This is a genomic window from Streptococcus pseudopneumoniae (genome assembly GCF_001074975.1).
GTDB lineage: Bacteria > Bacillota > Bacilli > Lactobacillales > Streptococcaceae > Streptococcus > Streptococcus pseudopneumoniae_D.
In genome coordinates this window covers 126,370-140,081 of record NZ_JUUO01000127.1, presented here as the reverse complement: position 1 = coordinate 140,081, position 13,712 = coordinate 126,370, and the positions used below count along the sequence as shown (strand labels likewise).

At 37.3% G+C, this 13,712-nt stretch carries 13 protein-coding genes and 1 pseudogene; 9 read left to right on the top strand and 5 right to left on the bottom strand.

Annotated features, from left to right (window positions below):
• Window positions 1-123: 123 nt before the first annotated feature.
• The 7 genes and pseudogenes from ADI86_RS09105 to ADI86_RS11435 all read left to right on the top strand — a co-directional run.
• Window positions 124-1,098, top strand: a complete 975-nt coding sequence (locus tag ADI86_RS09105; protein WP_000207599.1) for a LacI family DNA-binding transcriptional regulator — start codon at window positions 124-126, stop codon at window positions 1,096-1,098.
• Window positions 1,098-2,009, top strand: a complete 912-nt coding sequence (rbsK, locus tag ADI86_RS09100) for a ribokinase (RefSeq protein WP_000036807.1) — start codon at window positions 1,098-1,100, stop codon at window positions 2,007-2,009. Before ADI86_RS09105 ends, rbsK begins: the two co-directional genes overlap by 1 nt.
• Window positions 1,984-2,382 (top strand): D-ribose pyranase, encoded by a 399-nt coding sequence (rbsD, locus tag ADI86_RS09095; protein ID WP_000759833.1) that lies wholly within the window; start codon window positions 1,984-1,986, stop codon window positions 2,380-2,382. The genes rbsK and rbsD overlap by 26 nt, the downstream gene beginning before the upstream one ends.
• A 13-nt stretch (window positions 2,383-2,395) precedes the next feature.
• On the top strand, window positions 2,396-3,874 hold the full coding sequence (locus ADI86_RS09090) for a sugar ABC transporter ATP-binding protein (protein WP_049532677.1): 1,479 nt from the start codon (window positions 2,396-2,398) through the stop codon (window positions 3,872-3,874).
• A gap of 1 nt (window position 3,875) precedes the next feature.
• Window positions 3,876-4,820: an ABC transporter permease subunit gene (locus ADI86_RS09085; protein ID WP_004248623.1), complete on the top strand. Its 945-nt coding sequence runs from the start codon at window positions 3,876-3,878 to the stop codon at window positions 4,818-4,820.
• A 103-nt stretch (window positions 4,821-4,923) separates the two neighbouring features.
• Window positions 4,924-5,889 carry a substrate-binding domain-containing protein gene (locus ADI86_RS09080; protein WP_000789621.1) on the top strand — a complete coding sequence of 322 codons (966 nt, stop codon included), beginning with the start codon at window positions 4,924-4,926 and terminating at the stop codon, window positions 5,887-5,889.
• A gap of 77 nt (window positions 5,890-5,966) precedes the next feature.
• Window positions 5,967-6,107: pseudogene (locus ADI86_RS11435) on the top strand (NUDIX hydrolase); the annotation flags it as partial.
• Here ADI86_RS11435 and ADI86_RS09075 read toward each other — a convergent pair.
• The 5 genes from ADI86_RS09075 to coaB form a co-directional block, all read right to left on the bottom strand.
• A complete protein-coding gene (locus tag ADI86_RS09075; protein ID WP_000159184.1) occupies window positions 6,104-6,619 on the bottom strand; it encodes a transcription repressor NadR in 516 nt (171 codons plus the stop codon). The pseudogene ADI86_RS11435 and the gene ADI86_RS09075 overlap by 4 nt on opposite strands.
• Window positions 6,620-6,630: 11 nt before the next feature.
• The gene (locus tag ADI86_RS09070) at window positions 6,631-7,158 is read right to left on the bottom strand and encodes an ECF transporter S component (protein ID WP_049532676.1); all 528 of its coding nucleotides are present in this window, start codon (window positions 7,156-7,158) and stop codon (window positions 6,631-6,633) included.
• Between the two features lie 397 nt (window positions 7,159-7,555).
• Entirely contained in the window at window positions 7,556-8,119 is a 564-nt protein-coding gene (locus ADI86_RS09065; RefSeq protein WP_049532675.1) for an ECF transporter S component, read from the bottom strand.
• The gene (coaC, locus tag ADI86_RS09060; RefSeq protein ID WP_049532674.1) at window positions 8,103-8,654 is read right to left on the bottom strand and encodes a phosphopantothenoylcysteine decarboxylase; all 552 of its coding nucleotides are present in this window, start codon (window positions 8,652-8,654) and stop codon (window positions 8,103-8,105) included. Before coaC ends, ADI86_RS09065 begins: the two co-directional genes overlap by 17 nt.
• An 11-nt stretch (window positions 8,655-8,665) precedes the next feature.
• On the bottom strand, window positions 8,666-9,355 hold the full coding sequence (gene coaB / locus ADI86_RS09055) for a phosphopantothenate--cysteine ligase (RefSeq protein ID WP_049532673.1): 690 nt from the start codon (window positions 9,353-9,355) through the stop codon (window positions 8,666-8,668).
• Window positions 9,356-9,587: 232 nt separating this feature from the next.
• Between coaB and ADI86_RS09050 the strand changes: the two genes are divergently transcribed.
• On the top strand, window positions 9,588-11,258 hold the full coding sequence (locus ADI86_RS09050; RefSeq protein ID WP_049532672.1) for a formate--tetrahydrofolate ligase: 1,671 nt from the start codon (window positions 9,588-9,590) through the stop codon (window positions 11,256-11,258).
• 161 nt (window positions 11,259-11,419) lie between these two features.
• Window positions 11,420-13,711 (top strand): DNA helicase PcrA, encoded by a 2,292-nt coding sequence (gene pcrA / locus ADI86_RS09045; RefSeq protein ID WP_049532671.1) that lies wholly within the window; start codon window positions 11,420-11,422, stop codon window positions 13,709-13,711.
• Window position 13,712: the final 1 nt, after the last annotated feature.

Below are 13,712 nucleotides of genomic sequence, written 5' to 3'. Positions count from 1 at the left end.
TTAGTAAAAACATGTGTACTCTGAAATAAATTTAAAATATTTCTAAAAAAGTATTGACAAAATAAAAGAAAACGCTTACTATATAAATAAGGGAACGGTTCCACAACGTAAGAAGGAGGAGTGATGACTACAATAAAACAGGTTGCTGAAGAAGCTGGAGTATCAAAATCAACAGTTTCAAGATATATTTCGAAAAAAGGCTATGTCGGAGATGATGCTAGAGAAAAGATAAAAAATGCTATCAAGAAATTAAATTACACGCCGAATGTATTAGCACAATCTTTGAAAACTAAAAAAAATCAAATGGTAGGACTCTTATTGCCAGATATTTCTAATCCCTTCTTCCCAAGATTGGTTCGAGGAGCTGAATCATATTTGAAAGATAAAGGTTATAGGATTATGGTTGGTACTATTTCAGATCATGATTCGTTAGAAGAATATATAAACCTTTTGTTAAAAACAAATGCAGCTGGTATTATAACGACACTTGACTTTACAAAGGAATTTCCAAATCTGACGTTACCTGTCGTTGTGGTTGACCGGATTAGTAAAGATACAGGTTACGGTGTCTTTTCTGATAATCAGTTGGGTGGACGTTTGGCTGCTAAAGCAATTTGGAATGCTGGCGCTAAGCAAGTTATGATTATTAAAGTTTTAGATGATAAAGCTGAGAACATTGCGGAACGATTTGAAGCAAGTTTAAACTATTTGAGGAATAAATCTTTAGAGATTCGTATTGAAGAAAGTGAAACATTTGAGTTTGAAAAAATTCAAACAGAAGCTAAAGAGAATCTAAAAAGAAATCCAAATATTGATAGTATTATAGCGCCTTCTGATATTCATGCGATAGCTTATATTCATGAAATTTTAGCAATTGGTAAAAAAATCCCAGATGATATTCAAATCATTGGTTATGATGATATTGTACTTAGTCAATTTATTTATCCTTCTTTATCAACTATTCACCAATCATCATATAAAATGGGAGAACAGGCTGCAAAGCTAATCTATAATATGGCAAATAAGTTCTCTATAGATGAAGCTAAAATTAAACTACCTGTTAGATACGTAGAAAGAAATACATTAAGGAGAAAGTAATGAGTAAAATTGTTGTTGTTGGAAGTATTTCAATGGACTTAGTTATGAGAACAAAAAGGATTCCAGAAGGAGGTGAAACGATTTTTGGGGATTCATTTAATATAGTTCCGGGTGGAAAAGGTGCAAATCAAGCTGTAGCTATTGGTAGATTATCCAGTGTAGAAGATAATATTTACATATTTGGAAACGTCGGAGAAGATATTTTTTCAGCAGATTTACTAAGTAATCTGCAAAATAATAATATTTCTACAGAACATGTGGGAACGGTACCACAATCTACAGGAGTTGCACAAATTACTTTATATGGAGGTGATAATAGAATTATTTATTATCCCGGAGCGAATAATTTAGTTAAAACAAATGATTGGAAAAATGAGTGGGAATTGATTAGTGATGCAAGTATTGTTGTATTACAGAATGAAATACCACATGAAGCCAACCTATCTATAGCTAAATTTTGTCAAGAAAATAAAGTTAAGGTACTTTACAATCCTGCACCAGCTAGAGAAACAGATATAGAGATGATTCCTTTTTGTGATTTTATTACTCCTAATGAGCATGAATGTTCAGAGCTTTTTCCAGATAAGAAATTAGAAGAAATTATTAAAATTTATCCTAATAAAATGATTGTGACATTAGGAGTTGAAGGTTCTATTTATTATGATGGGGCAGCAGTTCAGAAGATTCCTGCTATAAAAGCAGAAGTAGTTGATACTACAGGAGCAGGAGATACGTTTAATGGTGCTTTTGCTTATGCTGTCTCAAAAGGAAAAGAGATGAATGTTGCATTGTCCTTTGCAACGATTGCTTCACATCTTTCTGTTCAAAGATTTGGAGCGCAAGGTGGCATGCCGAGTTTGAAAGAAATAAAGGAGCATCCAGGATATGAAGAAATATGGGATTTTAAATAGTAATATAGCAAAACTAGCTGATGATTTAGGTCATATGGATTTGGTTTGTATTGGAGATTTAGGATTGCCAGTTCCAAAAGGTATTGATAAAATTGATTTAGCATTAAGAAAAGGTAGTCCAAGTTTTTTAGAAGTTTTAAAAGAATATTCAGATCATGTACTTATTGAAAAAATTTTCTTAGCAGAAGAAATTAAGGAAAAAAACAAAGAACAGTGGCAAGCAGTTCTAGATCTTTTAGGATCGAATATAATTATTGAATATATTAGTCATGAAGAATTGAAAGCTATGAATACTACAGTTAAGGCAGTTATTCGCACTGGGGAAGATACACCATATTCGAATATAATCTTGCAATCAGGAGTTATTATTTAGAAGGGAGTTGCCTATGAAAATTGAAATGAAGAATATTTCAAAATCTTTTGGGAATAATCGTGTTTTAGAAAGTATTGATTTGGTTCTTAATTCAGGAGAAGTTCATGCTTTAATGGGAGAGAATGGTGCAGGCAAATCAACCTTAATGAATATTTTAACTGGACTTTTTCCAGCTACTTCAGGAACTATTTTTATTGATGGAAAAGAAAAAACATTTTCTAATCCTCAAGAGGCAGAACGGTTTGGACTGAGTTTTATTCATCAAGAAATGAATACTTGGCCAGATATGACTGTACTTGATAATCTTTTTTTAGGAAGAGAAATTAAAAATTCGATTGGGTTTCTAGATAAAGCTAGTATGGAAAGGAAAGCTAAAGAAGCATTTAAACGTCTTAATATCTCTATTCCTCTCGATGCAATCATTGGTCAATTATCAGTCGGACAACAACAAATGATAGAAATAGCAAAATGTTTATTATCAGAAGTTTCCTTGTTAATTATGGATGAACCCACAGCAGCTTTAACTGATCGTGAAACTGAAACACTTTTTAAAGTGATAGAAGGATTAAAATCTGATGGTGTAGGTATTGTGTATATTTCACATCGGATGGAAGAAATCTTTAAGATTACAGATCTTATAACTGTTATGAGGGATGGGTTTGTAATTGATACCAAGAGAACGAAGTTAACTAATGCGGATGAATTAGTTCAAAAGATGGTGGGGCGTGAATTAGAAGATTATTATCCAGAAAAAAAGGCTGAGATTGGGAATATTGTTTTTCAAGCTAAGAATCTTTCTGGTGATGCTTTTACGGATATTTCTTTCTATGTACGTCAAGGGGAAATTCTTGGTTTTTCTGGTTTGATGGGTGCTGGTCGTACTGAAATAATGAGAGCAATTTTTGGAATTGATTCTTTAAAATCTGGTCAAATTATAATAAATGAAGAAGAACTGATAATTAAAAATCCTTTTGAAGCAATTAAGCATGGAATTGGTTTCTTAACAGAAGATCGTAAAGATGAGGGATTGATTTTAGATTTTTCTATTAAAGATAATATAACTTTACCTAGTACTCGTGATTTTGTTAAAAATGGCATTTTTGATAATAAAACAAGTGATATATTTGTACAACGTTTAATTGATAGGCTACGAATTAAATCAGGTTATCCAGATAAGGAAGTTGGGACACTTTCTGGTGGTAATCAACAGAAAGTAGTTTTAGCAAAATGGATAGGTATTGCTCCAAAAGTACTGATTCTAGATGAGCCAACTCGTGGGGTAGATGTTGGTGCTAAGCGTGAAATTTACCAATTAATGAATGAATTGGCTGAACGAGGTGTGCCGATTATTATGGTATCTTCAGATTTACCAGAAGTGATCGGAGTCAGTGATCGCATTATGGTCATGCATGAAGGAAGAATTAGTGGAGAATTAACACGTCAAGAAGCTACACAAGAAAAAGTTATGCAACTAGCCACAGGAGGACAATAGTGTGAAAAATACTATGAAGTATATGTCAGAATTGACAACAGTAATAGCATTGATAATTTTAATGGCTGTCATCACTATTATCAATTCAAATTTTTTAACAGCAAATAATCTGTTAAATTTACTATTGCAAGTAACATCAAATGCACTGATCGCTTTTGGAATGACCTTTGTTATTCTAACAGGTGGAATTGATTTATCAGTTGGATCAATTTTAGCCTTATCCAGTGCGCTAACCGCTGGCCTATTAGGATCTGGAATGCCTGTTACGTTAGCAATTCTCATCTCTTTAATTTTGGGTTGCATTCTGGGGATGATGAATGGTTTATTGATTTCCTACGGGAAATTAGCTCCATTTATCGTTACTTTAGCAACTATGACTATTTTTAGAGGCGCAACACTTGTTTATACAAATGGGAATCCTATCACAAAAGGATTAAGTGATACATTCTTATTTCAATTTTTGGGGCAAGGTTATATAGTCGGAATTCCATTTCCTGTAATTATTATGTTTATTGTATTTATTGTTTTATATGTTTTACTTCATAAAACAGCATTTGGTAAATCTGTGTATGCTATAGGGGGGAATGAAAAAGCAGCATATATATCAGGTGTGAAACTAAATAAAGTGAAAATTATCATTTATTCAATTTCAGGTATTATGGCTTCAATTTCTGGATTGATTATAACATCACGCTTAAGTTCTGCTCAACCAACAGCAGGTGCTAGTTATGAAATGGATGCTATTGCAGCTGTTGTTCTTGGGGGAACCTCTTTATCAGGAGGTAAAGGTCGCATACTGGGGACCTTAATAGGTGCTTTAATTATTGGGGTTTTGAATAATGGACTTAATATTATCGGTGTTTCAGCATTTTGGCAACAAGTAGTAAAAGGAGTTGTAATCTTAATTGCTGTTCTGATTGATCGTTTTAAAGTTGTAAAACAGTAGAATAATTTTCAATTTTTTTGGAAATAGTAACAATTTATTAGATGACGTACAATAATCGGGATTGAAACTATCCCTATAGATATATATTACGAGGAGTAATAACATGAAAAATATTAAAAAAATTAGCATTTTTGCTTTGTTTGTAACATTTATTTTTGCTTTAGTAGCTTGTGGAAAAACTGGTTTAGGAAATTCATCAAATGATAATAAATCTACGATTCAAAAGTCGGCAAAAGAATTAAAATTAGGAGTTTCTATTTCGACTACTAACAATCCCTATTTTGTAGCTATGAAAGATGGTCTTGAAAAAGCCGCAAGAGAAAAAGAAGTAACTTTGAAGATAGCAGATGCACAAGATGATGCTGCTAGACAAGCAGATGATATTCAAAATTTTATTAGTCAAAATGTTGATGCTTTACTAATTAATCCAGTTGATTCTGATGCAATTGTTACATCTATTAAAGCTGCTAATAATGCAAATATTCCGGTAATCTTAATTGACCGCGGTAGTAATGGAGGTGAAGTCTTGACAACTGTTGCTTCTGATAACGTAGAAGCAGGTAAAATGGCTGCAGAATTTATTACCAAGCAATTGGGAGAAAAAGCAAAAACTTTTGAATTATCAGGAGTCCCTGGCGCTTCTGCAACTGTAGATAGAGGTAAAGGATTTGAACAAATTTCAAAGACAAATTTAGATGTTCTTTCTAGTCAATCCGCTAATTTTGACCGCGCAAAAGCTTTGAATACAGCGCAAAATATGATTCAAGGAAACAAAGAAGTGCAAGCAATCTTTGCACAGAATGATGAGATGGCGTTAGGAGCTGCACAAGCAGTAAAAGCAGCTGGTCTTAGCAATGTATTAATTGTTGGTATTGATGGTCAACCAGATGCACATGATGCTATTGCAAAAGGTGATATTACTGCCACTATTGCTCAGCAACCAGCTAAGATGGGTGAAATTGCTATTCAATCAGCAATAGATCATTATCAAGGGAAAAAACTGGAAAAAGAAACAGTTTCTCCAATTTATCTTGTGACTAAGGATAATGTTGATCAACATAACTGGTGATATATTTTTAGTAAGCAAGTAGTTGTTAATTTTCATTCAATGTGGTTTTTAAATATCATTGTTACTATTTGAGCTATTGGATTCAAAAAGACCAGATTCCAAACTTGGATCTGGCCTATGATATGCTACCTTTGATGGAGATGATGGAAGCTCCGGACAAATCTGAATTTTTCTACCGTCATCGTATAGAAGATGGCTGGGAGAAGAAAATCTTCTAGTCTTTTACTAAGTAACCAAGTTGATCCAAGGCCTCCTCGATATAGCGGAGGTCTTGCTGTGTTTCAGCTTCGACTAGGTGGTAATGGATGCCATCTGTCAATTCAGACAGAGGTCTAAAATCTGAATGCTCGACTTGTTCTAGAAAATGTTGCACATCTCTGCGACAAGACAGTTTCAGCAAGGTTTCGATTTCTCCATAAACGGGATGGTCAATCAAGGTATTTTGAACACGTCCACCATTATCAACGATAGCAAGGAGTTCTTGACCGATTTCTTCAACTTCATGTTTCACTTTGAAAAGTTTGTGAACATAAGGATTGGTTTCAATTTGCTTATAGATGTAGCCACGATTAGTGGATAGGATAGGAGCGCCATCGGCTCTTAAAATTGCAATGTCCTGTACAATGACCTGGCGTGTAACATGAAAATGTTCAGCTAAACTTTGGCCATTGAGGGCTTTAGGAGCTTCTTTCAAGAGTTGGAGAAGGGCTTGTTTGCGATCTTTTGTCATAGCTTTTCCTTTTAACGGCGTTTTCGAAGCACTTTATAGACAGCTAGTGCTAATGTATAGTCTACCATACTATGGATAATTGTGCCAAATCCAACTAGTACAAATAGAACATAAAACATATTTTCTACATTGGTACCGGAAGTTGCGTAAAAAACAACACAGGCCAATACTTCAGCAAGGGCATGAACGACAGCTAAAACAAAGTTGAAAATCCAGGAAGATTTTGGTTTATCTAGTGTATCGGGGAATTTTTGTAGGTAAAGAGCTCCCAAAGTCCCAAAAAAGATATGGGAAAAAGCTCGAAAAACGATAACCATGGGATAGCCAGCCATCAAAAATCCAAAACTTGAGGCTAGGATAACAAAAATTGCCATCAAGGGCGATAAGAACATAGCGATAAAAATAGCGATGTGACTCCCCAAAGTGTAAGAAGCAGGTGGAATGACAATCTTAAAGGGCATAACAATTGGAATCAAAATCGCAATAGCCGTTAAAAGGGCTGTCATTGTCATAAATTGTGTCTTTTTCCGTGTATTCATAAGAATCTCCTTTTTAACTGTATATACACTAGTATAGTACTATAAACAAGACAATAAAGCAAGGATTTACTTAGGTTTATAGGCCATTTTTAAGTTAATACTCTTCGAAAACCTCTTCAAACCACGTCAGCTTCCGTCTGCAACCTCAAAACCGTGTTTTGAGCAACCTGCGGCTATCTTCCTAGTTTGCTTTTTGATTTTCATTGAGTATAAATATCGTAGTTTGAAACTGGCATAGTACATCATGAATCCTAAAATATTTCTAGAAATTAATTTGAATTCCCTAATCTATTTGTTGGTATCTTATTTCAATCTATTATACTGGTAAAATTTTCACTAAATATAAAAAAATATAGAACAAAATCTCCACCTTCAAGCTTGAAAGCGGAGATTGTTTTTATTTCTTCAAAGTTTGTAATCTTGGAACAATGGCTAGGGTTAGAACTGCGGAAATGACTAATTCGGCAATCGAATTTGTTGAGATAACAGTTGCTAGGAGTTTTTGGATATTACCATCAAAAACATTTCCAAAAAGGTAGAAAATTCCACCAAGTACAAAGACTGTGTTGGTAAGTGAGCCAAGGGCACCAGCTAAAATCAGACCAGTCTTGTTTTTCATTAGTTTATAGACTAGATACGGAGTTAAACCAATCAAAATACGTGGGACGATGGCAATGATAGCTGAGTAGATGTTTCCGTTTGGTACAAATGGTGAGAAGAGATAGCTTGTAGGTAGAATCGTAATCGTATTAACTGTCAAGCTAAGAAGTCCCATCAAAAATCCAAGTGTAACCCCAACTCGTGGACCGTAGATAATGCTGGCAATAATGACAGGAATATGAACAATGGTCGGTTTGATTGGAAATGGAAAAAGGTTAAAGGCAAGCGAGCTCATAAAGTGTACAACGAGCATGGTTGCAAAAAAGATAGCAATAGGTGCAATATTAGAGCGTTTTTTCATCGAGAGTTTCCTTTATTCTTTCTAAAATAATTGTGAGGTCAGCTAAAGCTCCTCGTCCATGGTCTCCACAAGCTAGTAGGGATTTTTTAGGAGCAATCAGCTGATAGCCGTATGTTTCTAATGTTTTCAGATTAGTCTGAGTTGCCGGATGGTCATACATTTTTGTATTCATAGCAGGAGCTATTAGTTTAGGAATATTTTTGGGCAAGGCTAGAGCTATGCTGGTTACCATGTTGTCAGCATAGCCGTGGGCTAGCTTTGCAATTGTGTTAGCTGTTGCAGGGGCTACGATAAATAAATCTGCCTTTTTTCCAAGTTCGATATGATTAATCTGATTAGGATAGGGTTCCTTCATCACATCAAGGTGGACAGGATTCTGTGATAAGACCTGTAGTGTCAAAGGTTGGATAAACTCTGTAGCGGCCTGAGTCATTAAAACCGTGACTTGATGACCTTGTTTTTTTAGAGAACTGACTAAATCTGCCGACTTGTAAGAGGCGATTGACCCTGTTACAGCCAAGAGAATATGTGCCATATCTTTCCTTTCTAAGAATGGTAGGCTTGAATTTTTTCAAGGAGGAGTTCTGCAATTTCTTCCTTAGTATTAACTGATTGAAGTTGATTTTTCTCAACAAAGATAGCACGATGCTTGTCTGTTGAAATTTGAGTCTGGTCATTTGCAATGATTAAGTCTGCTTGATTATTGATAAGACTGTTTCTAGCAGTGTCAATTAGATGATTTTCAGATACATCAACTAGTAGTTTAAAACCAATCAGATGAATAGCAGGATTCCATTCCTTGACTAGAGAGATGATCTTGGGTGTTTTTTTCAGGAATAAGACCTGAACCTCGTCGGTTGAAGAAATCTTAGCCTGATGATTCTGCTTGCTTAAAAATTCTTCTAGATTGGAGCTAGCCTGAACTTCCTCAAGTCCTGTCATATAAACAGAAGTGTAGTCGGACACCGCCATTGAGTGAATCAAAATCTGATAATCTGCAACCCGTTCTTGCATTTCCAGTAGAAGGTCGTTGGTATTGGTAATTTCTCGAATGCTTAGATTAGGGTGAGCTTCTGGCTTCTGAGCTCGTTTTGTCGTAATTAAACAAACTTCATGCCCTGCAGCAAGCAAGGTTTCTGTGATGATTTTCCCCAAGCGACCTGTAGAATGGTTAGTGATAGAGCGGACGCTATCGATAGCTTCACTGGTACCGCCCGATGTAACTAAAATTTTCATAGCACTATTGTACCAAAAAAAAAATAATAAGCAAAAGAAAGCGCTTGAATATATATAGAAAATAAAAAGAATCTACTATAGTTTTAAACTATAAAGCCATATAAAATTTAAGAAAGAACTCTAAAAACCTTAAAAACAGGGATATTTACGAACGTTTAGAGAGTTTTGGGATGTTAAAAATCTTGTTTTGTGTTATAATGAATTATCATATAAGAGGTTAGAGGAGTTTTGAATGAAAACAGATATTGAAATCGCACAGAGTATTGAGTTGAAGCCAATTGTTGATGTTGTAGAGAAACTTGGTATTTCTTACGACGATTTGGAGTTGTATGGAAAATACAAGGCTAAGCTCAGCCTTGATAAAATTCGTGCAGTTGAGAGCAATCCAGTTGGGAAATTGATTTTGGTTACTGCCATCAACCCAACACCTGCAGGTGAAGGAAAATCAACCATTACCATTGGTCTTGCGGATGCCTTGAATAAGATTGGCAAGAAAACCATGATTGCTATTCGCGAACCATCTCTTGGTCCAGTAATGGGAATTAAGGGTGGTGCAGCTGGTGGTGGTTATGCTCAAGTGCTGCCAATGGAAGACATCAACCTTCACTTCACTGGAGACATGCATGCCATTACAACTGCTAACAATGCTCTTTCTGCCTTGATTGACAACCACTTGCACCAAGGGAATGAGCTTGGAATTGACCAACGTCGTATCCTCTGGAAACGTGTCGTTGACTTGAACGATCGTGCTCTTCGCCATGTGACTGTTGGACTTGGTGGTCCTCTAAACGGTATTCCACGTGAGGATGGCTTTGATATTACCGTTGCTTCCGAAATCATGGCCATTCTTTGCTTGGCTACGGATATCGAGGACTTGAAACGCCGTTTGGCTAATATCGTAATTGGTTATCGCTATGACCGTACACCTGTTTCTGTAGGTGATTTGCAGGTTGAAGGTGCCTTGGCTTTGATTTTGAAGGATGCTATTAAACCGAACCTAGTTCAGACAATTTACGGTACACCTGCCTTTGTACACGGTGGTCCATTTGCAAATATTGCTCATGGCTGTAACTCTGTCTTGGCGACGACAACAGCCCTTCACTTGGCTGATTACACAGTTACTGAAGCTGGTTTTGGTGCAGACCTTGGTGCTGAAAAATTCCTTGATATCAAGACACCAAAATTGCCAACATCTCCAGATGCAGTTGTCATTGTCGCAACCCTTCGTGCCCTTAAGATGAACGGTGGTGTGGCTAAAGACGCTCTTACTGAAGAAAACGTAGAAGCAGTGCGTGCAGGTTTTGCTAACTTGAAACGCCACGTTGAAAATATTCGTAAATTTGGAGTACCTGCAGTTGTAGCAATCAATGAATTTGTTTCTGATACAGAAGCTGAAATTGCAGCCTTAAAAGAACTTTGTGCCTCAATCGATGTACCAGTTGAGTTGGCAAGTGTCTGGGCTGATGGTGCAGAAGGTGGAGTAACTCTTGCTGAAACGGTTGTCAAGACTATCGCTGAAAACCCAGCTAACTACAAACGTTTGTATGACAATGACCTTTCTGTCCAAGAAAAGATTGAAAAGATTGTTACTGAAATCTACCGTGGTTCAAAAGTAAACTTCGAAAAGAAAGCTCAAACGCAAATCGCTCAAATCGTTCAGAATGGTTGGGACAAATTGCCAATCTGTATGGCTAAAACTCAATATAGTTTTTCAGACAATCCAAATGCACTTGGAGCACCTGAAAACTTTGAAATTACCATTCGTGAATTGGTACCAAAATTAGGTGCAGGCTTCATCGTTGCTCTTACTGGTGATGTCATGACCATGCCTGGACTTCCAAAACGACCAGCAGCCCTCAACATGGATGTTGAAAGCGATGGAACAGTATTAGGCTTGTTTTAGTATATTGCAATTGACTTTAAATGAGTTTGGAAATAATATCCAAGCTCATTTTTTATCTAGATATAAGAAGTTGCCTTCTAGACGTAACCAGTCTAGGTAAAGATATTTTCCCTGAATTCTGATATAATAGAAATATTGACTTCAAGAGTAAGGAAGAGAAGATGAACGCATTATTAAATGGAATGAATGACCGTCAGGCTGAGGCGGTGCAAACGACAGAAGGTCCCTTGTTGATCATGGCGGGGGCTGGTTCTGGAAAGACCCGTGTTTTGACCCACCGCATTGCTTATCTGATTGATGAAAAACTGGTCAATCCTTGGAATATCTTGGCCATTACCTTTACAAATAAGGCTGCGCGTGAGATGAAGGAGCGTGCTTATAGCCTCAATCCAGCCACTCAGGACTGTTTGATTGCGACCTTTCACTCCATGTGTGTTCGTATTTTGCGTCGCGATGCGGACCATATTGGCTACAATCGTAATTTTACAATTGTCGATCCTGGTGAACAGCGAACTCTCATGAAACGGATTCTCAAGCAGTTGAATTTGGATCCTAAAAAATGGAATGAACGAAGCATCTTAGGAACCATTTCCAATGCTAAGAATGACCTGATTGATGATGTGGCTTATGCTGCTCAAGCTGGAGATATGTACACGCAAATCGTGGCCCAGTGTTATACAGCCTATCAGAAAGAACTGCGTCAGTCGGAGTCGGTTGACTTTGATGATTTGATTATGCTGACCTTGCGTCTCTTTGATCAAAATCCTGATGTCTTGACCTACTACCAGCAAAAATTCCAATACATCCACGTTGATGAGTATCAAGATACCAACCATGCCCAGTATCAATTGGTCAAACTCTTGGCTTCCCGTTTTAAAAATATCTGTGTGGTTGGGGATGCGGACCAGTCTATCTACGGTTGGCGTGGTGCTGATATGCAGAATATTTTGGATTTCGAAAAGGATTATCCTCAAGCCAAGGTTGTTTTGTTGGAGGAGAATTACCGTTCAACTAAAACTATTCTCCAAGCGGCCAACGAGGTCATTAAAAACAATAAAAACCGCCGTCCTAAGAATCTCTGGACTCAAAACGCTGATGGGGAACAAATCGTTTACTATCGTGCCGATGATGAGCTGGATGAGGCTGTATTTGTGGCTAAAACTATTGATGAACTTGGTCGGAGTCAAAACTTCCTTCACAAGGATTTTGCAGTTCTTTATCGTACTAATGCGCAGTCCCGTACTATTGAGGAAGCCTTGCTCAAGTCCAATATTCCTTATACCATGGTTGGTGGGACTAAGTTCTACAGCCGTAAGGAAATCCGCGATATTATCGCTTATCTCAACCTCATTGCCAATTTGAGTGACAATATCAGTTTTGAGCGTATTATCAACGAACCGAAACGTGGAATTGGCCCAGGTACGGTCGAGAAAATCCGTGACTTTGCGAATATGCAAGATATGTCCATGCTAGATGCTTCTGCAAACATCATGTTGTCTGGGATCAAAGGTAAGGCAGCCCAATCTATATGGGATTTTGCCAATGTGATTCTGGATTTGCGGGAGCAGCTGGACCAGTTAAGCATTACTGAGTTGGTTGAGGCTGTCCTAGAAAAAACAGGTTACGTTGATATTCTTAATGCCCAAGCAACTCTGGAAAGTAAGGCTCGGGTTGAAAATATCGAAGAGTTCCTTTCTGTGACGAAAAACTTTGACGACACCTCTGACGTGTCAGAAGAAGAAACTGGTCTGGACAAACTCAGTCGTTTCTTAAATGACTTGGCCTTGATTGCCGATACAGATTCAGGTAGTCAGGAGACTTCAGAAGTGACCTTAATGACCCTGCATGCTGCCAAAGGTCTCGAGTTTCCAGTTGTCTTTTTGATTGGGATGGAAGAAAATGTCTTCCCGCTTAGTCGTGCGGCTGAAGATCCAGATGAATTAGAAGAAGAGCGTCGTCTGGCCTATGTAGGAATTACTCGTGCAGAGAAAATTCTCTATCTGACCAATGCCAACTCGCGCCTGCTTTTTGGTCGTACCAACTACAACCGTCCGACTCGTTTTATTAACGAAATCAGTTCAGATTTGCTTGAGTATCAAGGTTTGGCCCGTCCAGCCAATACAAGCTTTAAGGCATCTTATAGCAGTGGTGGCCTTGCCTTCGGTCAAGGTATGAGTCTTGCCCAAGCTCTTCAAGACCGTAAACGCAGTGCTGCCCCAAAAACTATTCAGTCAAGCGATCTTCCATTTGGTCAATTTACAGCTGGCGTAAAATCAGCGTCTAGCGAGGCGAATTGGTCCATTGGTGACATTGCCCTCCACAAGAAGTGGGGAGAGGGAACCGTTCTAGAAGTTTCAGGTAGCGGTGCTACACAGGAATTGAAAATCAATTTCCCAGAAGTTGGCCTGAAAAAACTTTTAGCCAGTGTGGCTCCAATTGAGAAAAAAATCTAAT